This is a genomic window from Methylobacterium sp. WL69 (genome assembly GCF_008039485.1).
Taxonomy (GTDB): domain Bacteria; phylum Pseudomonadota; class Alphaproteobacteria; order Rhizobiales; family Beijerinckiaceae; genus Methylobacterium.
This window is the reverse complement of sequence record NZ_VRUZ01000002.1, coordinates 123,699-144,282: the sequence shown is the minus strand read 5'-3', so window position 1 is coordinate 144,282 and position 20,584 is coordinate 123,699. Positions and strand designations below refer to the sequence as shown.

Below are 20,584 nucleotides of genomic sequence, written 5' to 3'. Positions count from 1 at the left end.
GGCCGGCACGAGGCCGCCGGCGCCGTGGCGGGCCAGGGCGAAGGCGCAGCCGGGCGTGCCGGCCAGCGCCATGCGCGCCGGCACGCCGTTGGCGGAGAGCCGCCGGGCGAGGTCGGCCAGGAGTCCGGCCTCGCCGCCGAACAGGTGGCTCGATCCCGCCACGTCGAGGAACAACCCGTCGCGCGCCTCGGCCTCGCCGAAGGCCGCCACGTTCGGCGTGTAGCGCTTGGCCCACAGGCAGAGGCGGTCGAGGGCCGCCGCGTCGGCCTCGGGATCGGACGGATGGACGGAGAGCGGCGTGCTCAGCCGGGCGCGGGCGCGGGCCAGGGGCTCGCCGGGGCGCAGGCCCAGGGCCCGAGCCCGCGCATCGACGGCGGTGAGACGCAGGCCCGTCGCCTCCCCGGCGGCGACCACGAGGGGGGCATCGTCAGGATGGCCCGGCATGAGGCCCGACTGCGCCCGCCTCAGGCGGGTGACCGGCCAATGCTCCAGCCAGACCGAAACGATGCGCGGCATGATCCCACTCCAGAAGCCAATCTCCCGTCCGTCCGTTGCGGCAGCGGTCGAGCCGCACCCGCCAGCACGGCCGCTCGATGCAGCCGAACCGGTCCCGCAGGGCCTTGCCGGCGGCGATCCGCCACCGGGTCGCGGCCACGTTGGGGCTGTCGGCCCCCGCCGGGCGCAGCACGAGGAGCAGCCCGTTCGTGCGCCCTCCGGCCAGATGCAGCCGCCGGCTCTGCGTCAGGGGCAGGCCGGCATCGACCAGACCCGCCACCGCCGCCAATCCCCCGGCGCCGGAGGCCAGTCCCTCGCCGGACAGGCCCCCGGCGCGCAGGGCCTCCTCCAGGGCGCGATAGGCGTCGGTGTCGCTGGCCGCCTCGAACAGGAGCAGCCGCCCGGGGTCGAGGCCGAGGCCGGCGAGCCCGTGGCCGTAGGGCATCGGATGCCCCCTCGCGATGACCAGGAGGGCATCGCCCGCGACCTCGGCGAGGCGCCGGGCGACGAGGGCGAGGGCGAAACCGAGGGCCGCCGCCTCGTCGCCCTCGGCCTCGGGGGCGACCTCGTGCAGGTGGCCGAGGCCGAGGCCGCCGCCGGGCAGGCGCCCATCGACGGCGTGGACCCCGAACGACAGGATTTTTCGCGGGGCGGCCTGCCCATCGTGGAGCGCGACCCGTGCACGCAGGGCCGCGAGCCGCGTGCTGACATCGCCACCCTCGCGGGGGGCTGCGTCCGGTCGGCGGGCGGGGGGGGTAGGCGTCATCCGGGCGGCTCCATGGCCGGAGATTAAGAACAAAACAGGAACATATTCAACCGATTTCCGGCGGCGGTGCGATCCGCCTGCGACCTCCCGGCATTCCGTCCCCGTCGCCAGGGGCTTGGCCTGTGGAGAGCTGTGGGCGGGCGGCCCGATGCGGCGAAGCTTCGAGCCCCCCTGCGGTTAACCACATCGCTTGACCCTGGGGGGCGGGCAGGGCAGCACTCGTGGCCGCCGCGCACGAGACGCGGGATCAGCCGGGAGAGAATGCATGCGCCTCGATCGCGTCCTCGTGGTCCTGTCGGGCCTGTTCGTGTGTGCCGGGACCGTTTCGGCCGAGGCTCAGCAGGCCAAGCCCCGCCGGGCGCAGGCGCCGGTCCAGCCGATCCAGGTCTACGACGCGCGCTTCGAGAACGGGGATCTGCGCATCTCCGGCAGCGTGCGGAAACCCGGCCTCACCGTGATCCTCGACGAGGACATCTCCGTCATCGCTGACAGCCGCGGCCGCTTCGTCTTCCGCCTGCCCCACATGCCGCACAACTGCGTCGCGACCCTGAAGGCGGGCGAGGACGAGCGCGAGGCCGTGGTGTCCAATTGCGGCCCCGTCGGCCAGACCGGCCCCAAGGGCGAGTCCGGGGCCAAGGGCGAGGCGGGTGCCAAGGGCGAAGACGGCGCCACCGGACCGCAGGGCGTCGCCGGCCTGCAGGGCCCGCCCGGTCCGCAGGGCGCCGCCGGTCCCAAGGGCGAGGCGGGTCCCAAGGGCGAGACCGGTCCCAAGGGCGACGCTGGTCCCAAGGGCGACGCTGGTGCGAAGGGTGAGGCCGGCGCGAAGGGCGAAGTGGGCGCGAAGGGCGCGACCGGCCCGGCGGGTCCCCAGGGACCGGCCGGCGTGACGGGTCTGGCGGCCGCGGCCGCGCCGTCGCCGTTCCGGGTGCTGCGTCCCGAATCCTGCCCGGCCGGCGGCTGCGCCGTGACCTGCGAGACCGGCGAGACCCTGGTCTCGGCCTATTGCCTGCCGACCGGCAGCGCCACCATGAGCCGGGGCACGGGTGCGTCGTGTCCGTCCGAGAGCCAGGGTCTGGTGGCCGTCTGCGGCCGACTCTGAGCCCACTTCGCGGCGCGGCGCCACGACCGTGGCGCGGCGGTCGTCCGCCGGACTTCACATCAGCGCCGCGCCATCCAGGCGCGCATCCCCTCCGCCGCCGCCCGGCCGCTGGCGAAGGCACCCTGGAGCAGGTAGCCGCCCGTGGGGGCGTCCCAGTCGAGCATCTCGCCGGCGACGAAGGTGCCGGGGCGGGCGCTCAGCATGAAGCCGTCGTCGATCTGCCCGAACGGCACCCCGCCGGCCGACGAGATCGCTCGTTCGATGGGGCGCGGGGCCAGGAGGCGCAGGGGCGCGGCCTTGATGAGGGCGGCGAGGGCCGCCGCCTCGCCGGGGAGCGCCTGTCCCGCCGCCTCGCGCAGGAACCCCGCCGCCACGGGCGAGAGCCCGGCGGCCTTGCGCAGGCGGTTGGCGAGGGATTCGCCCGGTCTGGTCTTGCCCAGGGCCAGGGCCAGGGCGCCCTCCGGGAGGTCGGGGCGCAGGTCGAGGGTGATGACGATCCCCGGCCCGTCGGCCAGGGCCGTCCGGATCGCGTGGGACGCGGCGTAGAGCGCGCCGCCCTCGATCCCCCCGGCGGTGATCATCGCCTCGCCGCGGACCCGGTGATCGCCCACGCTCAGGGCGATGCGCTTGAGGGGCTGGCCGGCGAAGCGCTCGAAGAACACCGGCGACCAATCGACGGAGAAGCCGACATTGGAGGCCCGGAGGGGCGTCACCGGGATGCCCCGGCCCTCCAGCACCGGCACCCAGGCGCCGTCCGAGCCGAGGCGCGGCCAGCTCGCGCCCCCGAGCGCCAGGAGCAGGGAGGCGGGACGGGCCTCGACCCGGCCCTCCGGCGTCTCGAACCGAACCGCGCCCGTCTCCGACCAGCCGACGAAGCGATGCCGGGTGCGGAGGGTGACGCCGAGACCGTCGAGGCGCGCGAGCCAGGCCCGCAGCAGGGGCAAGGCCTTGAAGCTCTCGGGAAACACCCGGCCGCTCGATCCGACGAAGGTCGGCTGGCCGAGGTCGGCGCACCACGCCCGCAGGGCCTCGGGGGGAAAGCGCTCGATGGCCCCGGCCAGCGCCCCGCCCGGGGGGTGATAGCGGCCGAGGAACTCTGGCAGCGCCTCGGAATGCGTCAGGTTGAGGCCGCCGCGCCCGGCGATGAGAAGTTTTCGCGATGGCGACGGCATCCGGTCGTAGACGGTCACGGCGTGGCCGGCCCGCGCCAGCACCTCCGCCGCCATCAGCCCGGCCGGGCCGCCGCCGATCACCGCCGGGCCGTTCTCAGGGTGTCCCGTCATGCGAGCTCCGCGCGACCGTCCAGGGATCGCGACCCCGGCAAGGCCGTCGCGCGGGTGTCCCTGTCAAGCGCCGCCCTTGATTCGCGTGTCCCCTGGCCCCAACTCCGGCCCATCGGCTGCGGGCCCCTCTGGCGGGATGCTCTGTGACGCGTTCCGTGATGTCGGAGCCGATGCTTTCTCTCCTCAAGAAGCATCGACGGTCCGCGCATGGAACTTCTCACCTATGAATGGCTCGGCAAGCCGGTCTGGATGTGGCTCGGCTTCCACGCCCTGATCGCGGGCCTCCTCGCCTTCGACCTCGGCCTGCTGCACAAGGACAAGAATCACGAGATCGGCGTGAAGGAGAGCCTGCTCCTCACGGCGTTCTACTTCAGCCTCGGCCTCGTCTTCGGCGGCTGGGTGTGGTGGTACCTCGGACCGCAGGCGGGCCAGGAATACGTGGCCGGCCTCGTGGTCGAGAAGTCGCTGTCCATGGATAACGTCTTCGTCATCGCCGTCATCCTCACGGCCCTCAACATCCCGCGCGCGGCCCAGCACCGGGTGCTGGTCTGGGGCATCCTCGCCGCCGTGCTCCTGCGCGGGCTGATGATCGGGCTCGGGGCCGCCCTGGTGCATCAGGCCGCCTGGGTGCTGTCGATCTTCGCCGCCTTCCTCATCTTCGCCGGCCTGAAGATGCTGTTCTCGAAGGAGGAGGAACCCGGCGACATCAACGAGAACCGGGTGGTCCGCTACCTCCAAAAGGCCTTGCGCATCACGCCCGAGCTGCACGGCCAGCGCTTCGTCGTGCGAAAAGCCGATCCGAAGACCGGCAAGCTCGCCCTGTGGCTGACGCCCATGGCCCTGGCCCTCATCCTCGTGAACGGCGCCGACGTGATCTTCGCCGTCGACAGCGTGCCGGCGATCTTCGCCATCACCACCGACACCTTCGTGGTCTACACCTCGAACATCTTCGCCATCCTCGGCCTGCGCGCGCTCTACTTCGCCCTGGCCGCCATGGTGGACCGCTTCGCCTACCTCAAAACGGCGCTCGCCTTCATCCTGATCTTCATCGGCACCAAGATCGTGGTCGCCGACACGTTCGACCTCGTCCACGTGCCGGCCTGGGTGTCCCTCGCCGTCACCGTGGTGCTGCTGGTGGCCGGCGTCAGCTACAGCCTGTGGCGCACGCGGGGCGCGTCTTCGGAGGCGGAGAAGGCCGAGGCGCACCACGCCTGAGGGGAGGGGGCGCCGCCCGCCTCAACCTTTTCGGCCGTAGAGGCCCGTGAAGGTGACGTTCATGCCGCCGCAGCCCGCGTTGCTCTGGGCCTGCAGGAAGGGCGGGACGAGGCGCAGGCGGACTTGGCAGGCGGAATCGTCGGAATGCCCGTAGGGCTGCGTCGGGCCGCCATCCGCCGCTTCGGTGAAGCCGAGATTCGCCCCCGTCGGCTGCGCCGTGGCCTGGAACTGACCGATATTGACACCCCCCCGCCGCACGCGCTCCGGGTTCTGCGCCCCGTAGGTGGCCTCGCCGACGAGGACGAGACTGTCGCCCTTGGCCACGATGGTGATGGTCTGCTCCGGTCCGCTCGTCCAGGTCCCGACCCAGTCGGCGAGACCGGGATTCGTCGGCGGCTCGGTCTTGAGGGCGGCTTGCGGGATCCATCCGCTGCGGGTCGCGCCCTTGGCGCCGCGATAGGTGGCGCAGGCGAAATCCCGCAGTGTGCCGTTCACCAGCACCCGGTTGCCCATCACCAGATAGGCCGCCTCGCGGCACACCGCCTTCGCCGACGGGCAGGCCTTGTCCTGCCAGGTTGATTTCACGAAGGGGACGCGCTCGGGCGCGATCACCGTGGCGAGATGGGTCGGCTGCGTGAAATCGGGGCCGTCCTGACACGTAGCCGCGGGCTCCGCCCGGGCCGCCGGGGCGAGGACAACGAGGCCGAGCAGGCCGGTGGTCAGGAAGCGGAACAGCATGAGGCCTTCCTCGGGTGGTTTCGCGGCTCAGCCCCGACCCGGCAGGGCGGCGATGAGGTCGCGCAGGGTCGTGATGGTGGAGGCATCCGCCACTCCGTCCACCCGGGCGGGGCGGAAGTGGCGCTGGAACGCGGTGACCACGGCCCTTGTCCGGGCATCGAAGGCCCCGGTCACGGGCAGGTCGTAGCCGTAGAGGGAAAACATCGCCTGGAGTGCCTCGACGGGCTGGCCCGAATCCCCCTGCGAAAAGAAGCGCCCGTCGCGGATCGGCGTCGGCGTCACCCAATGGCCGATCCCGGCCCGCGCCAGGGCGTCCCACGAAAAATGCTCGCCGGGGTCCTCCTTGCGCTCGGGCGCGATGTCGGAATGGGCGAGCACCCGGTGGGCGGGGATGCTCCAGCGCCCGGTGAGATCGCCGCAGAGGGCGATCACCGAGGCGACCTGCGCCGCCGCATAGGCCGGCAGGCCGCCGGCATGGCCGGCGTTGACGATCTCGATGCCAAGGGACCGTGAGTTGATGTCGGTGATCCCGGCCCAGGAGCCCCGGCCCGCGTGCCAGGCCCGGCGGCCCTCGGGCACCATCTGCACCACGCGCCCGTCCTCCAGCACCACGTAATGGGCCGAGACCTCCGCCACGGGGTTGGCGAGGCGCTGCAGGGCGGCCGCCGCACTCTCCATGCCGGTGTAGTGCAGGATCAGCAGGTCGACGGGGCCGCTGCGGCGCTCGCCGTGGTTGGGCGAGGGGTGGACGGAGGTGGCGAGCGGGCTCTCGGGATTCGGCTTCATCGCAACCCTCGCTCGGCGGAAATCCGGTCGTAGGCCGCGTTGATGGCGGCCAGGCGCCGGGTGGCGATGGTCACGGCCTCGGGCGGCAGGCCGCGCGCCATGGCCCGGTCGGGGTGGTTCTCGATCACCAGGGCGCGGTGGGCCGCCTTGAGGGCGGCGTCGTCGACATCGTGGTCGAGGCCGAGCACGGCGTAGGGATCGTCCGCCAGGTTGACGTGGCGGGCGGCGATGCGCCGGAAGGCGGCCTCGTCGAAGCCGAAGGTCTCGGCCACGGCGCGCAGGTAGCGCTCCTCGGCCTCATGGATCGCCCCGTCGGCCTTGGCGATGTGGAACAGGCCGTCGAGGACGTCCTCGAGCAGGCCAGGCTCGTCGTGGAAGGTGCCGGCGAGCTGCCGGGCATAGGCCTCGAAGCCGTTGGACGTGCCCTTGGCGAGATCGAACAGGCGCTGGACCCCAGCGCGCTCGCGCTCGCCCACCTGCACGACTTGGGCGAATGCCTCGATCTCGGATGGGGTCACCACGCCGTCGGATTTCGCCATCTTGGCGGCCAAAGCCACGAGGCCGGTGGTGAACACCACGTCGCGGGGCGTGGTCCCGAACAGGGCGCCCTCGCGATCGACGAGGAAATGGCCCGCGACCCCGCCGACCAGCCCGCCGATGGGCCCGCCGACGGCGAGGCCGAGACCCGCACCTCCGAGTTTGCCCCAGATCCCGATGCTCATCAGGCGGACCTCGCGGCCGGGCGCGGCAGGGGAGGGACGGGGAGCGGGGGCATCGGGCGGCCGGCGGGTGAGGTGTCGCGAGGCGTCCTTATACCGGAGGGGTTTCACGATGCGAGGGGGCATGCCCGAACGAAGGAAGGGCCGGGGCGTGTGCCCCGACCCTTCCCGAACCGCGTATCCGCCGCGCCCGGAGGCGCGGCATCCCGTCAAAAAAGCTCAGCGGCAGTACACGTCGCCGTAGGCGTCGCGGTAGGTGCCGTAGGGGCAGCGCGGGGCGGTGGAGGCGCCCACGATGGCGCCGCCGGCGCCGCCGATGGCCGCACCCGCCAGAGCGCCGCCGGCCCGGCCGGTCGCCGCGCCGCCGATGGCCGCACCCGCCAGGGCACCGAGACCGGCGCCGCCGAGGGCGCGATCCTCGGGGGTGTTGCAGGCGCCGAGGGACAGGGCGAGGGCCCCGGCGAGGGTGGCGGCGATGAGCTTCTTCATGATGCGAGACTCCCGTAGGCGTGGTGATGTCCGGTCTTGAGCCGGTCCGAAGCGAGACTTGAGCTTAGCTATTCCGCTCAAGGAATGCACGCGGTACGGCTAAGGTTCCCGCCGTGGGGGCGGTACGGCCGAGTTTTCGCCAGCTTTCCGTTCGCCGCCGAAATCCGGTAGGGGTGTGGCCTGTCCGAGAGGTTTTCATGCTGCGCGCCACCACCCTGATCCGCAAAGCCGCCGTCCGCGCCGACGCCGTGGTCGATCGCGTCACCCTCGATCACGCCGCCCGCCAGGCCCCGCCCGCGACCCTGACGGGGGCGGGCGGCCTCGGCTTCACCCCGGCGCTGGCCAAGGCGGCGTCCCTCGAGGACGGCGACGCCCTGCGGCTGGAGGACGGCCGCCTGATCCTCGTGGAAGCGGCGGCCGAAGCCCTCCTGGAGGTGCGTGCCGCCAACCCCGCCCGCCTCCTGCGCCTCGCCTGGCAGCTCGGCGGCAGCCACGTCCCGGCCGAGATCGCCGCGGAGGTGCTCTACGTCCCGGCCTCGGCCGCCGAACTCGTACGCGGCCAGGGCTGCGCCGCGACCCCCGTCACCCGCGCCTTCAAGCCCGAGCGCGAGGCGCACGACCACAGCCAGTGCGGGCACGATCATGGGCACGCGCATTCGCATGAACACGATCATTCACACGCCGAGCCTAGCCACGCGCATGAGCACGGGCACGACCATGATCATTCGCATGGGCACAGGCACGACCACGCCCACAAGGATCATGTCCACGGGCCGGACTGCAAGCACGATCACTGACCGTCCGCCGCGTTGAAGCTCGTCCGCTCGATCGCCACGTTGCCATGATGATACCTGACGATCTGCGCTTCTCCATTGCACCCATGATGGACTGGACTGATCGGTACTGTCGTTCATTCCACCGCACCCTGTCACGGCGCGCCCGGCTCTACACCGAGATGGTCACCACCGGTGCCGTGCTGCACGGCCCGCGCGACCGGCTCCTCGCCTTCGCGCCGGCGGAGCATCCCGTGGCGGTGCAGCTCGGCGGGTCGAACCCGGCCGATCTGGCGCAGGCCGCGCGCATCGCCGAAGGGTTCGGCTACGACGAGGTCAACCTCAATGTCGGCTGCCCGTCGGACCGGGTGCAGGACGGGCGCTTCGGCGCCTGCCTCATGCGCGAGCCGGCCGTGGTGGCCGACTGCGTTGCCGCCATGAAGGCCGCCGTGGGCGTGCCCATCACGGTGAAGTGCCGCATCGGCGTCGACGACCAGGACACCGAGATCGCCCTCGACGCGCTGGCGCGGGCCGTGATCGCGGCCGGGGTCGACGGCCTCGTCGTCCATGCCCGCAAGGCGTGGCTCCAGGGCCTGTCGCCGAAGGAGAACCGCGACGTGCCGCCCCTCGACTACGACCGGGTGGCGCGGCTGAAGCGCGCCTATCCGGGGCTGCCCATCGCCATCAACGGCGGCCTCGCGACCGTTGCGGACGCGAAGGCCCAGCTCGCCCATGTCGACGGCGTGATGATCGGGCGCGCCGCCTACGGCGACCCGGCGATCCTCCTCGACGTCGATCCGATGCTGTTCGGGGAGGCGGCTCCCGTGGCCGACGCTTACGCAGCCGTGGAGGCGTTCGTGCCGGCCCTCGCCGATTTCCTGCAGGAAGGCGTGCGCCTGCACGGGGTGACCCGGCACATGCTCGGCCTGTTCAACGGCCGCCCCGGCGCGCGGGCCTATCGCCGCCACCTCTCGACCCGGGGCCTCGACCCGGAGGCCGGCGTCGAGACCCTGCGGGAGGCCGTGGCCCTCGTCGCGCGGGCGGAGGCCGAGCGCGATCAGGCGGCCTAAGACCCGCGCAGGATCAGCCGGTCGCCGCGCACCTCGAAGCCGGACAGGCGGTCGAGGAAGCTCATGCCGAGCAGGTTGTCGCGCAGGGCGCCGGGCCGGCTGACCAGGGCCGGGACGCGACGCTCCACGAGGGTGCCGACGCGGATCGAGTCGAGGAAGGCCGGGGCCGCCATAGTGGTGCCGTTGGCGGTGGAGACCCGCACCCCGAACTCCGATTCCGCCGGCCGGATGCCCAAAGCCGCCGCCGTCTCGGCGGTGAGCACCACGGAGCTCGCGCCCGTATCGAACTGGAAGCCGTGGGCCTGGCCGTTGACCTCGGCGCGGACGTAGAAGTCGCCGCCGGCCCGACGGGTGATGGTCACGCTGCCGTCGTCTCCCACCACGGCGCTGCCCGGCCGCACGGCGCCCATCAGGCGCGCGCCCACGGTCCGGGCCTCGTCGCGGTAGGCGTAACCGGCGACAAGGGCGAGGGCGAGGGCGCCCCAGATCAGCGCCGCGCGCACGTTCGCCCCGAGGTTGCCGCGGAACTGGTGCCAGAACCCGGCGGCGATGACGGCGAGCAGGCTGCCGCTGATGGCGAGACTCGCGAGCTGGTCCGGCTCCAGGCCGACGACGCTCCGGCTGTCGTGCGAGAAGATCAGCACCGCCAGCACGAGGCCGAGGGCGGCGAGGGCCAGACCGGGGACGCTCACGGGGCGACCCGGTTCGGGAAGGCACGGTGTGGAAACGCCCGGTGCAGGCGCTCGGGCAGACCCGCCATCACCGCCTGCCGCTGGGGCTCCGTCATCGAGCCCCACAGGGCGATCTCGTTGCGCGTGCGCCCGCAGCCCTCGCACAGGCCCGAGACCGCATCGAGCAGGCAGGTCTTGTTGCAGGGGCTCGAGGGCTTTGGGCTCGAGAGCTTCGGGCTCGAAAATTTTGGGGCGGCCTGGATCATCCCGGCGTTCATGCCAGCCGGGGTGTTGGGGGATCAAGCCCGGATGGCGTCGCGGACACCATCAGGCCGGCACCGCCGCCACGAGCCCGAGGAGGGCGGCGATCTCGGCCACCTGCTGGCAGGCGCCGATGACATCGCCGGTCTGGCCGCCGATCCGGCGCCGGGCCAGCGCCGTCACCGCCAGGGCGCCGAGGCCGGAGAGAACCAGCATCAGGACGATTCCGCCGAAGGGCAGGCCGAGGAGCGCGGCCAGGAGAGCGAGGGCGAAGGCGAGGGTACCCGCCACCATCAAGGCGGGGTGCCCGGGGCGGCCCACGGCGGCGGCGGCGCCGTCGCGGCGGGCGGGATCGAGCAGCACCATCGGGGCGAGGGCGGCGGTGCGCGACAGGGCGGCGGCGAGGACCAGGGCGACGGCCGCGCCGGCGTCGACCCGGTCGAGGAGGGTGGCGAGCGCCCCGATGCGCAGGGCCAGGGCCAGGACCAGGGCGACGCCGCCATAGGCGCCGATGCGGCTGTCGCGCATGATCTCTAGGCGCCGCTCGCGGGTTGTGCCGCCGCCGAACCCGTCGGCGACGTCGGCGAGGCCGTCCTCGTGCAGGGCGCCGGTGATGAGTGCACCCGTCGCCACCGCGAGGGTCGCGGCGAGGAACGGTCCGAGGCCGAGCCCCCAGGCGGCGAGCAGCACGACGGCGCCGGGCAGCGCCAGAACGAGGCCGGCCAGCGGCAGCATCCGGGGCACGCGGGTGAAATCCGGCGGGGCGTGCGGGTCGCCCTCGCCGGGCAGGGCCGGCACGGGCAGGCGCGAGTAGAACCGCAGGCACGCGGCCCCGTCGTAGGCGAGCCCCGCACCCGGAAAGGCCGGCTCGTCCGGACGCTCGGAGTCCATCGCCACAACCCCCGCCTTCACCGCCATCCCGGCGCCCGTTATAGCTCCGGCGACAGGCGGTCCGCCATCCCGGCGCGGCGGCCGCCCCCGGATTCGTGCCCCATGTCAGATCCCATGTCAGATCCAATGTCAGACGAGACCCCATTCGCCGACATCCGCCGCCTTATCACCGGCCTGCCGGGGCCGGACCGGGACGCCGTCGCCATGGTGGCCGAGCGCGACGCCACCCTGACGAAGCCCGCGGGCTCCCTCGGGCGCCTCGAACACCTCGTCGCCTGGCTCGCCGCCTGGCAGGGCAAGGGCCAGCCCAGCCTCGACCGGCCCCTGGTCTGCGTCTTCGCCGGCAGCCACGGCGTCGCGGCGCGGGGCGTCTCGGCCTATCCGGCGGAGGTGAACCGGCAGATGCTCGAGAACTTCGCCGCCGGCGGGGGGGCGATCAACCAGATCTGCGCCGCCTACGGCCTCGGCTTCAAGGTGTTCGACCTCGCCATCGATCTCCCCACCGGCGACATCACGACGGGCCCGGCCTTCGACGAGAAGGCCTGCGTCGCCACCATGGCGTTCGGCATGGAGGCGGTGGCCGCCGGCACCGATTGCCTGGCGGTCGGCGAGATGGGCATCGGCAACACCACCGTGGCGGCGGCGATCTACGCCGCCCTCTACGGCGGCGCGCCGGCCCACTGGGTTGGGCGCGGCACGGGGGTGGACGAGGCGGGCCTCGCCCGCAAGGTCGCGGCCGTGGAGGCGGCGCTCGCCCACCATGCCGGCCACCTCGACGACCCCCTGGAGATCCTGGCCCGCCTCGGCGGCCGGGAGATCGCAGCCATCGCCGGGGCGATCCTCGCCGCGCGCCTGCAGCGGGTGCCGGTGGTCCTCGACGGCTACGTCGCCACCGCCGCCGCCGCGATCCTGCACGCCCTCGATCCGTCGCTCCTCGACCATTGCCTCGCCGGCCACGTCTCGGCCGAGGGCGCCCATGCCGACGTGCTGGAGCGCCTCGGCCTCGTGCCGCTCCTGGCGCTGGGCATGCGGCTCGGCGAGGGCTCCGGCGCGGCCCTGGCGGTGGGCCTCCTCAAGGGCGCGCTCGCCTGCCACCGCGACATGGCGACCTTCGCCCAAGCCGGCGTCTCGGAGCGCTCGGAGGGTTAGCTGATCAGGCGGTCGAGGCGCATCCGGGTGATCAGGGCGATCTCCTCAACGGCGGTCGCCTCCTCCTCCGCCGGGTCCCGCAGCACGCGCGCTCCGAAGATCCGCAGGATCTCGGCCCGGTCGCGGCCCCGCACGGCGACGATGAGCGGAAACCCGAATTTTTCGCGGTAGGCGGCGTTCAGGCGGTCGAAGGCGTCCGCGTCGGCCTGGGGCATGCGGTCGAGGGCGGCGCTGCCCTGCTCGCTCGCCGAATCGGCGGTCATGCTGCGCGCCCGTGCCTCCGGGCCGGCGAGTTCCGGGTGGCCGTTGAGGAAGGCCCGGCGCTCTTCCGTCGAGGCTCCCCGCACCACGCCCATCATCGCCGCATGCAGGTCCGCGACGCTGGCGAAGGGCCGGGCCGGAAACGCGCCCTCGGCGACCCAGGCGGCATGCTCGAACACGCCGCCCAGCAGGGCGACGAAGTCTGCGCGGTCGAGGTGGTTCAGGGTGGCGAGGTCCGTCATTGGGTCTCAGCTTCCCCGATAGGTCGTGCAGTTGCCGGGCGTGCACAGCATCGGCACGTGATAGTGCTGCTTCACGTCGGAGACCGAGAAGCGCACCACCGGGTTGTCGACGAAGATGTCGGCCTCGGTCACGCCGGGCTTCGTCTTGAGATAGGCGTCGACGTGGAATTCGAGCTGGTACTGGCCCGCCCTGGCCTCGTCGCCGGGCAGGATCGGCTTGTCGGTGCGCCCGTCCGCGTTGGTGACGACGGATTTGAGGAGGCGCCACGCGCCGCCCTCCATCATCGAGAAGTCGATGCGCACCCCGGGGGCGGGGCGGCCGCGATCCGCGTCGAGGACGTGGGTGGTGATGCCGGCCATGGGGGCTCGCTGCTTCGAGGAAGACTTCGGGGAAGGGTCGGGCGCGGGGGCGTCAGCTGCCGCGGTAGTAGGAATAGCCCCACGGCGTGAACAGCACCGGCAGGTGGTAGCGCTGGCTCGCGTCGCGGATGACGAAGCGCACGGGCACGAGGCCGAGGAAGTTCGGACTCGGCAGGGTGGCGCCGGTCTTCGCGAAGTATTCCTCGAAGTGCATGAGCAACTCGTAGTGGCCCACCTTCAGGGCGTCTTCCAGCAGGAGCGGCTCAGCCGTGCGGCCGTTGGCGCCCGTGGTGACGGTCTTGATCGGCCGATAGGCATCGCCCTCGCGGATGGAGAGGTCGCAGATCATCCCGGCGCCGGGCGTGCCGTGGAAATTGTCGATGGCGTGCAGGGTCAAGCGCGGCCCGAGGCCGGCCTGGACCACCGGCGCCGTGGTCAGGGCGCCGGGCTGGGATGGGCTCGCCGGGGGCGGCCCCGCCTGCGCCAGGGCCCCGGGCGCGACGGCCATGGCGGCGCCGCCGATCCCGGCTCCGACGAGGCCGCGGCGCGTCAGGGCATGTCGATCCGGTTCACGCCGATCCGGTTCACGCCGATCCGCTTCTTGTCGATCCATGAGGAACTCCTTGGGGCGTGATGCCCCGCTCAAGCCGTCACGGCGCGGGGCTGCGCGGTGGGCGTCTCGGGCGGAACGAAGGCGAGGATGAGGACGAGGGCGGCGCACTCGACGGCGGCCACGATCCAGAGGCCGGTGGAGACCGAGCCGGTGTGCTCGCGCAGGTACCCCATGGCGGCCGGGGCGCCGAACCCCGCGAGGTTCGCCACCGAGTTGATCAGGGCGATGCCGGCGGCGGCGGCCGAACCCGCCAGGAACCGGCCGGGGATCTGCCAGAACACGGGGATCGCGCTCATGGTGCCGACGATGGCCACCGTCAGGGCGACGATGGCGAGGCCGGGGCTCACGGGCACGAGGAAGCCGAGAACCGCGATGGCCACCGCGCCGACGAGGGCCGGCACGCCGCAATGCAGCCGGGACTCGCCGGTGCGGTCGGAGTGGAGGCCGTTGAGGATCATCCCGGCGCCGCCGCAGAGATAGGCCCCCGACATGATCCAGCCGATGGTGAGCGGATCGGTGAAGCCGGCCTCCCGCACCACGCTCGGCCCGAAGAAGGTGAGCGCCGAGTTGGCGGTGACGATGCAGAAGAAGATCGCGATGCACTGCCAGACGCGGGCATCCCCGAGGCAGGCGAGGATGCGGTGTTCGCGCGGGCCGAGCGCCGCCGCGTCGCGGGCGAGGTCTGCCTCGACCAGGGCCCTCTGTTCGGCCGTGAGCCAGGTGGCCTTCGCGGGCCGGTCGGTGAGGTAGAGCAGGGTGACGAGGCCGGCGAGGATCGAGGGAATTCCCTCCAGCAGGAAGACCCATTGCCAGCCGGACCAGCCGTTCACCCCGTCCAGGCCGGTCATGATCGCGCCGGCGAGCGGCCCGCCGATGACGCCGGCGAGCGCCGAGGCCGACATGAACAGGCCGAACACCCGGGCCCGCCGCGGGGTGGGGTACCAGTAGGTCAGGAACAGGATCACGCCGGGATAGAAGCCGGCCTCGAACACGCCGAGCAGGAAGCGCAGCACGTAGAACCCGGCCGGCGTCGTGACGAACATCATCGCCACGCAGCAGGCGCCCCACAGGAAGGTGATGCGTGCGATGGTCCGGCGGGCGCCGATGTATTCGAGAAGCAGATTGCTCGGCACCTCGCAGAGGAAGTAGCCGAGGAAGAAGATTCCCGCGCCGATGCCGTAGACGGTCTCGCTGAACCTGAGGTCGGCGAGCATCTGCAGCTTGGCGAAGCCGATGTTGACCCGGTCGATCCAGGACAGGATCCACAGGCCCATCAGGAACGGCAGGAGGCGCCAGGTGATCCGGCGATAGGTCGCGTCGAGGGGCGTCGGGATGCCGGCCGGCGGAGGCGAAGCGGTCGGGACTGTCTGGCTCATCGTCCCCCGTCCCGCGGCCGATTCGAATCGGCCGCGATGATCGCCGTGCCCACGTCCCACGGGCAAGCAACATACGGACCAGGAACGGCTTTTCGGAAGGGGATCGCCCGCGCGGTTGTCGGGCCCGCGGCGCCTGAGACGGCCGCCGCCCGCCCCGGGTCAGGCCGCCCGCGCCGCGGACCGGCCGCGCTTGGCCTCGGGCTTCGGCGCGGCGGCGCCCGGCCCGTCCCGGTCGGCCAGCGCTTCGCCCGGAAGGTCGAGGGCCGGCAGGGTGTCCATGACGCGGGTCGCCGGGAAGGTGACCACCACCTCGGTGCCCTCGCGCGGCTTCGATTTCAGCTGGAAGTTGCCGCCGTGGAGGTCGACGAGGCCCTTGACGATGGGCAGGCCGAGGCCGGACCCCTGCTCGGCGGTCTTGATGGCGAGGGACCCGCGGCCGAACGACGACATCACCGTGCCGAGTTCGTCCTCCGGGATGCCGGGGCCGCTGTCCTTCACGCTGACATACTGCCCGCCCGACGAGGTCCAGCCGACCTTGATGGTGATCTCGCCGCCCGGCGGGGTGAACTTCACCGCGTTCGACAGGAGGTTGAGGATGATCTGGCGCAGGGCCCGCTCGTCCGCCCACAGGCGCGGCAGGGTGTCGTCGACGAACTCGTGGAAGGTCTGGCCCTTGCTCCGCGCGCGCAGGCCGATCATGTGGCGGCACTCGTCCACGGCGTGGCCGAGCTGGATCGCCTCCTCGTTGAGTTCGTAGCGCCCGGCCTCGATGCGCGACAGGTCGAGGATCTCGTTGATGAGGTTGAGGAGGTGCAGGCCGCTGTCGTGGATGTCGGCGGCGTATTCCTTGTAGGACGGCGCCACGTGGGCGCCGAACACCTCGTTCTTCATCACCTCGGAGAAGCCCAGGATGGCGTTGAGCGGCGTGCGCAGCTCGTGGCTCATGGTGGCGAGGAACCGGCTCTTGGCGAGGTTGGCTTCCTCCGCCCGGCGGCGGGCCTCGTCGGAATTGGCCTTGGCCTGTTCGAGTTCGCCGAAGATCGCGTCCTTCTCCGCCTGGGATTTCAGGGCGCCCACGGTGGAGGCGTAGACCCGCTGGGCCAGCCCCATGAAGAACACCTGCGCGCCCACCACCATGGCCACCAGCATGGCGGTGTCCATGTCGTGCGAGAACGCGAGCAGGGCGAGGGCGGCGACGTTGAGGGGGACGAGGGCGGCCACCGCCGCCGCCGGCAGGGTCGCGGCCAGCATGGTCACCACCGCCGCGACGATGACGAGGCCGAACAGCACGAAGGTGCGCGCGCCCGGCGTGGTGCCCACCAGGATCATCAGGGCCCAGGACGTGCTCTGCACGACCTCGCACACCATGAAGTAGCGCCGCCACACGGTCACGGAGGCCGCGTCCGGGTCCTGGGCCAGGAAGCGCCGGGTCGCGAACATCGACAGGGTGACGGCCGCGAGCAGGCACGCCCCCCACAGGGCGGCGACGGGGGGCGGCACCCACAGGGCGGAGGTCCCCGCGATGGCGATGCCGAGGAGCGCCAGGGGGATGACGGCGCCGGTCCGGTACTGGGCGTAGACGCGGATGAGTTCGTAGTCGAACGCGCGTTCCAGCCCGCTCGTCGAGGTCAGCTTCTCCCGGGCCGAGCGCATCTCCCGCGCGACCTCGCGGCGGCGGACCGCCTCCGGGGCGGACGGGCCGCGCCCGCGCTGAATCATCTCCGCTGTCAGGTCGGGCATTACCGTCTTGAGGATCGCGCGAAGGGGGGGCTCGCCGCCCTGGGGGCCGCGAGCATGTCGGAACACGACCCTGTCAGGATGATCGAAATATGTTAAGATCGACCTGCCGCGATCCGCCGGATTGTCTCGATTCCGGACGACGGGGTGGTCCTACGGGAGCTGCGCGGCGGACGGGGCGTGTGTGGTGGCGCACACGGGGGAAGTATTCCACAGTCTAGCATCGTTCCAGATCGCGAGTTCGGAGCACGACCCATGGTGAAGCTGACCGTCAACGGCGTCGCCCACAGCGTCGAGGCCGATCCCGAGACCCCGCTCCTGTGGGTGCTGCGCGACCATCTCGACAAGACCGGCACCAAGTACGGCTGCGGCATCGCGCAATGCGGCGCCTGCACGGTCCACCTCGACGGCCAGCCCGTGCGCGCCTGCCAGACCCGGATCGGCGACCTCGGTGAGGCCAAGGTCACCACCATCGAGGGCGTGTCGGGACGCGTGGCCGAGGCGGTGCGTACCGCCTGGCGCGGCCTCGACGTGGTCCAGTGCGGCTACTGCCAGTCCGGCCAGATGATGTCGGCCATCGGCCTCCTGTCGGGCAACGCGAAGCCGACGGATGCCGACATCGACGGGGCCATGGACGGCAACGTCTGCCGCTGCGGCACCTACCAGCGCATCCGCGCGGCGATCCACGAGGCGGCGCGCAGCCTCGCCTGATCGTCTGCATTCGTCCGCCGGCCCGCACCCGAAGACCCGTCCGAACTGGAGTCCGCCATGCTGAAGGTCCGTCAGGCCCTGGAGACCGCCCCCTCCCGCCGCGCCTTCCTCGGCGGGGCCACCGTCGCGACGGGGGCGATCCTGCTCGGCTTCACCCTCGGCGGCCCGCGCCAGGCCCGCGCCGCCGGCGGCCCCGACCTCACCGGCGGCCCGGCCAAGCCCAACGCCTTCGTGCGCATCGCCGCCGACGACACCGTCACGGTGATGATCAAGCACCTCGACATGGGCCAGGGCAACACCACGGGCCTCGCCACGATTCTCGCCGACGAGCTCGACGCCGACTGGGCCACCGTGCGCACGGCCTTCGCCCCGGCGGATGCGGCCCTCTACAACAACATGCTGATGGGCCCCGTGCAGGGCACGGGCGGCTCCACCGCCATCGCCAATTCGTGGCTGCAGCTGCGCCGGGCCGGTGCCGCCGCCCGGGCCATGCTGGTGGCCGCCGCCGCGGAAAGCTGGAAAGTCCCGGCCGCCGAGATCACCGTGTCGAACGGCGTGGTGCGCCACGCCGCCTCGAACCGGCAGGCCCGCTTCGGCGAACTCGCCGAGGCCGCCGCGGCGCAGCCCGTGCCGCAGGAGCCGACGCTGAAGCGGCCGGACCAGTGGACGCTCATCGGCACCAAAGTCCCCCGCCTCGATTCGAAGGCGAAGACCGACGGCAGCGCCACCTATTCCCTGGATATCCGCCGCCCCGGTCAGGTCACCGCCATGGTGCTGCACGCGCCGCGCTTCGGCGGCGTGGTGGCGACGGTGAACAGCAAGGCGGCGCGCGCCATGCCGGGCGTCCTCGACGTGGTGACGATCCCCACCGGCGTCGCGGTGATCGCCCGGGACACGTGGTCGGCCATGAAGGGCCGCGAGGTCCTCGACGTGACCTGGGACGATTCGGGCGCCGAGACCCGCTCGTCCGACACGATCCTCGCCGAGTACCGCGAGCGCCTGAAGAGCCCCGGGATCGTCGCCTCCGAGCGCGGCGACGCCGGCGGCGCCATCGCCAAGGCGGCGAAGGTGCTGGAGGCGGAGTTCACCTTCCCCTACCTCGCGCACGCCTCCATGGAACCCCTCAACGCCACCATCGAGCGGGCGCCCGACGGCACGTACGACGTCTTCGCCGGCTGCCAGATCCAGACCATCGAGCAGGCCGTCGTCGCCGCCACCCTCGGGGTGACCACCGACAAGGTCCGCCTCCACACGCAGTGGGCCGGCGGCTCGTTCGGCCGGCGCGCCACGCCGGGGGCCGACTATTTCGCCGAGACCGCCGCCATCGTGAAGGCGACGGGGGGCAAGGCCCCCGTCCACCTCGTCTGGACCCGCGAGGACGACATGGCCGGCGGCTATTACCGCCCGATGGTGGTGCACAAGCTCCGGGCCGGCCTCGACGCCGCCGGGGCCGTGGTTGGCTGGGAGCACCGCATGATCGGCAAGTCGATCATGATTGGGTCGCCGTTCGAGGCGATGCTGGTGAAGAACGGCGTCGATTCGACCTCCATCGAGGGCGCATCGGACACACCCTACGCCCTGCCGGCCTACCGCTTCGAGGTCCACAACGCCCGCGAGGGCGTGCCCGTGTTGTGGTGGCGCTCCGTCGGCCACACCCACACGGCCCAGGCCATGGAGGTGTTCGTCGACGAACTCGCCCACGCCGCCGGGGCCGACCCCGTCGCGTATCGCCTCGGCATGCTGAAAGGCGCCCCGCGCCTGTCGGGCGTCCTGGCGCTCGCCGCCGAGAAGGCCGGCTGGGCGAGCCGGCCCTCGGGGAAAGGGCAAGGCTTCGGCGTCGCAGCCCACGAATCCTTCGGCTCCTACGTCGCCATGGTGGCCGACGTGACCGCCGACGCGGCCAAGGTGAAGGTCAACCGCATCGTCGCCGCCGTCGATGTCGGCATCGCCGTCAATCCGGACATCATCCGCGCTCAGGTCGAGGGCGCCGTGGGCTTCGCCCTCTCGTCGGTCCTGCGCAACAAGATCACCCTCAAGGACGGGGTGGTGCAGGAGACGAACTTCGATACCTACGAGCCGACGCGCATGAGCGAGATGCCGGTGGTCGAGGTTCACATCGTGGCGTCGACCGTGGCGCCGACGGGCATCGGCGAGCCCGGCGTGCCGGTGATCGCGCCGGCCATCTCCAACGCCGTCTTCGCCGCCACCGGCCGGCGCCTGCGCTCCCTGCCCCTCGATCTCGGCGGCCTCAAGGGCGTGTAGCGCCCGTCACGAGACGCCCCGTCGCCGCCGGTTCTCACCCCGGTGCCGCGGGCGTTTCATTGGGGACATTTCGAGCGTCGGCCCGAGGGGCGGACGCCGGCGGGCGCGTTCGCGCGGTGCCGTGACGCAGGCCGCGCCGATCGAATCGATCATCGCGAAGGCGTGAACGCGGCACGACTTCAAGATCATGAATTGGTCAGGATTGAGATCTCAGGATCGATGCAGCGTGGTGTATCCGCAAAGCAACTTCGAGCGATCCGATGTTTTCCTGGGTTCCGTCGATCTTCAAGCGGTTCAGTACGCGCCCTCATTCGTCGCGATCGGCCAACGGTTACGGCAAGCTCGAACCGGCGGTCGTGCGAATCGGCAGCCGGATCTATCCCTGCACCATCGTCGGGGAGATCAGCGACAGGACCCTGGTGACCCTGCGCAAGGACGTGTTCATCGCGGCGGCCGCCCCGATCGACATCAAGCTGGATCGGGATCGCACCTACCGCCGGTTCCGCGTGCGCTGGAAGCATGGTCTCCAGGTCAGCGTCCAACCCATCACCGCCTGGGCCGCTCCCAAGATGGCGACTTGAGGCATCGACCCGGCCGGTGCGCATCGCTCCTGAGGG

At 72.1% G+C, this 20,584-nt stretch carries 23 protein-coding genes; 8 read left to right on the top strand and 15 right to left on the bottom strand.

The features are described 5' to 3' along the window. Both FV218_RS01535 and FV218_RS01530 read right to left on the bottom strand, forming a co-directional pair. A partial coding sequence (locus tag FV218_RS01535; protein WP_147708441.1) for a DNA polymerase Y family protein occupies positions 1-516 on the bottom strand: 516 nt, incomplete at its 3' end. Next, positions 428-1,261 carry a hypothetical protein gene (locus FV218_RS01530; RefSeq protein ID WP_056091287.1) on the bottom strand — a complete coding sequence of 278 codons (834 nt, stop codon included), beginning with the start codon at positions 1,259-1,261 and terminating at the stop codon, positions 428-430. The genes FV218_RS01530 and FV218_RS01535, both read right to left, overlap by 89 nt. 265 nt (positions 1,262-1,526) lie before the next feature. Here FV218_RS01530 and FV218_RS01525 point away from each other — a divergent pair, with 265 nt between their 5' ends. Next, positions 1,527-2,360 carry a collagen-like protein gene (locus FV218_RS01525; protein ID WP_147708440.1) on the top strand — a complete coding sequence of 278 codons (834 nt, stop codon included), beginning with the start codon at positions 1,527-1,529 and terminating at the stop codon, positions 2,358-2,360. Positions 2,361-2,419: 59 nt separating this feature from the next. On the opposite strand, the gene FV218_RS01520 is transcribed toward FV218_RS01525, so the two are convergent. Further along, positions 2,420-3,643: a TIGR03862 family flavoprotein gene (locus FV218_RS01520; protein WP_147708439.1), complete on the bottom strand. Its 1,224-nt coding sequence runs from the start codon at positions 3,641-3,643 to the stop codon at positions 2,420-2,422. Between the two features lie 207 nt (positions 3,644-3,850). Between FV218_RS01520 and FV218_RS01515 the strand changes: the two genes are divergently transcribed. After that, entirely contained in the window at positions 3,851-4,858 is a 1,008-nt protein-coding gene (locus FV218_RS01515) for a TerC family protein (protein ID WP_147708438.1), read from the top strand. Positions 4,859-4,879: 21 nt separating this feature from the next. Here FV218_RS01515 and FV218_RS01510 read toward each other — a convergent pair whose 3' ends face one another. From FV218_RS01510 to FV218_RS01495, 4 genes are all read right to left on the bottom strand, one after another. Next, positions 4,880-5,596, bottom strand: coding sequence for a hypothetical protein (locus FV218_RS01510; protein WP_147708437.1), 717 nt, complete (start codon positions 5,594-5,596; stop codon positions 4,880-4,882). A 27-nt stretch (positions 5,597-5,623) separates the two neighbouring features. After that, on the bottom strand, positions 5,624-6,382 hold the full coding sequence (locus FV218_RS01505) for an N-acetylmuramoyl-L-alanine amidase (RefSeq protein WP_147708436.1): 759 nt from the start codon (positions 6,380-6,382) through the stop codon (positions 5,624-5,626). Beyond that, positions 6,379-7,104, bottom strand: a complete 726-nt coding sequence (locus tag FV218_RS01500) for a TerB family tellurite resistance protein (protein ID WP_147708435.1) — start codon at positions 7,102-7,104, stop codon at positions 6,379-6,381. Before FV218_RS01500 ends, FV218_RS01505 begins: the two co-directional genes overlap by 4 nt. A 216-nt stretch (positions 7,105-7,320) precedes the next feature. Then, on the bottom strand, positions 7,321-7,590 hold the full coding sequence (locus FV218_RS01495; protein WP_056088870.1) for a hypothetical protein: 270 nt from the start codon (positions 7,588-7,590) through the stop codon (positions 7,321-7,323). Positions 7,591-7,787: 197 nt separating this feature from the next. Here FV218_RS01495 and FV218_RS01490 point away from each other — a divergent pair, with 197 nt between their 5' ends. Continuing rightward, entirely contained in the window at positions 7,788-8,387 is a 600-nt protein-coding gene (locus FV218_RS01490; RefSeq protein WP_147708434.1) for an urease accessory protein UreE, read from the top strand. A 44-nt stretch (positions 8,388-8,431) separates the two neighbouring features. Next, positions 8,432-9,433 (top strand): tRNA dihydrouridine(20/20a) synthase DusA, encoded by a 1,002-nt coding sequence (gene dusA, locus FV218_RS01485; protein ID WP_187272930.1) that lies wholly within the window; start codon positions 8,432-8,434, stop codon positions 9,431-9,433. Here the strand turns inward: dusA and FV218_RS01480 are convergent. The 3 genes from FV218_RS01480 to cobS form a co-directional block, all read right to left on the bottom strand. Continuing rightward, positions 9,430-10,125: a TIGR02281 family clan AA aspartic protease gene (locus FV218_RS01480; protein ID WP_246684939.1), complete on the bottom strand. Its 696-nt coding sequence runs from the start codon at positions 10,123-10,125 to the stop codon at positions 9,430-9,432. The two genes, dusA and FV218_RS01480, sit on opposite strands and share 4 nt — an antisense overlap. Next, the gene (locus tag FV218_RS01475; RefSeq protein ID WP_147708433.1) at positions 10,122-10,370 is read right to left on the bottom strand and encodes a DUF1289 domain-containing protein; all 249 of its coding nucleotides are present in this window, start codon (positions 10,368-10,370) and stop codon (positions 10,122-10,124) included. The genes FV218_RS01480 and FV218_RS01475 overlap by 4 nt, the downstream gene beginning before the upstream one ends. A gap of 61 nt (positions 10,371-10,431) precedes the next feature. Further along, on the bottom strand, positions 10,432-11,256 hold the full coding sequence (gene cobS / locus FV218_RS01470) for an adenosylcobinamide-GDP ribazoletransferase (RefSeq protein ID WP_147708432.1): 825 nt from the start codon (positions 11,254-11,256) through the stop codon (positions 10,432-10,434). A gap of 114 nt (positions 11,257-11,370) precedes the next feature. Here cobS and cobT point away from each other — a divergent pair, with 114 nt between their 5' ends. Next, the gene (cobT, locus tag FV218_RS01465; RefSeq protein WP_147708431.1) at positions 11,371-12,405 is read left to right on the top strand and encodes a nicotinate-nucleotide--dimethylbenzimidazole phosphoribosyltransferase; all 1,035 of its coding nucleotides are present in this window, start codon (positions 11,371-11,373) and stop codon (positions 12,403-12,405) included. Here cobT and uraD read toward each other — a convergent pair. The 5 genes from uraD to FV218_RS01440 all read right to left on the bottom strand — a co-directional run bounded on the left by uraD (position 12,402) and on the right by FV218_RS01440 (position 16,997). Further along, positions 12,402-12,908, bottom strand: a complete 507-nt coding sequence (uraD, locus tag FV218_RS01460) for a 2-oxo-4-hydroxy-4-carboxy-5-ureidoimidazoline decarboxylase (protein WP_147708430.1) — start codon at positions 12,906-12,908, stop codon at positions 12,402-12,404. The genes cobT and uraD overlap by 4 nt on opposite strands. 6 nt (positions 12,909-12,914) lie before the next feature. Continuing rightward, the gene (gene uraH, locus FV218_RS01455; RefSeq protein WP_147708429.1) at positions 12,915-13,268 is read right to left on the bottom strand and encodes a hydroxyisourate hydrolase; all 354 of its coding nucleotides are present in this window, start codon (positions 13,266-13,268) and stop codon (positions 12,915-12,917) included. 52 nt (positions 13,269-13,320) lie between these two features. Further along, positions 13,321-13,881 (bottom strand): hydroxyisourate hydrolase, encoded by a 561-nt coding sequence (uraH, locus tag FV218_RS01450; RefSeq protein WP_147708428.1) that lies wholly within the window; start codon positions 13,879-13,881, stop codon positions 13,321-13,323. Between the two features lie 29 nt (positions 13,882-13,910). Next, on the bottom strand, positions 13,911-15,257 hold the full coding sequence (locus tag FV218_RS01445; RefSeq protein WP_147708427.1) for an MFS transporter: 1,347 nt from the start codon (positions 15,255-15,257) through the stop codon (positions 13,911-13,913). 159 nt (positions 15,258-15,416) lie between these two features. Further along, complete coding sequence (locus FV218_RS01440) at positions 15,417-16,997, bottom strand: HAMP domain-containing sensor histidine kinase (protein WP_147708426.1); 1,581 nt, start codon at positions 16,995-16,997, stop codon at positions 15,417-15,419. Between the two features lie 252 nt (positions 16,998-17,249). Here FV218_RS01440 and FV218_RS01435 point away from each other — a divergent pair, with 252 nt between their 5' ends. The 3 genes from FV218_RS01435 to FV218_RS01425 all read left to right on the top strand — a co-directional run bounded on the left by FV218_RS01435 (position 17,250) and on the right by FV218_RS01425 (position 20,548). Continuing rightward, on the top strand, positions 17,250-17,705 hold the full coding sequence (locus FV218_RS01435) for a (2Fe-2S)-binding protein (protein WP_056088849.1): 456 nt from the start codon (positions 17,250-17,252) through the stop codon (positions 17,703-17,705). Between the two features lie 57 nt (positions 17,706-17,762). Next, positions 17,763-19,967, top strand: coding sequence for a xanthine dehydrogenase family protein molybdopterin-binding subunit (locus FV218_RS01430; RefSeq protein WP_147708425.1), 2,205 nt, complete (start codon positions 17,763-17,765; stop codon positions 19,965-19,967). Positions 19,968-20,323: 356 nt separating this feature from the next. Further along, entirely contained in the window at positions 20,324-20,548 is a 225-nt protein-coding gene (locus FV218_RS01425; RefSeq protein WP_147708424.1) for a hypothetical protein, read from the top strand. Positions 20,549-20,584: the final 36 nt, after the last annotated feature.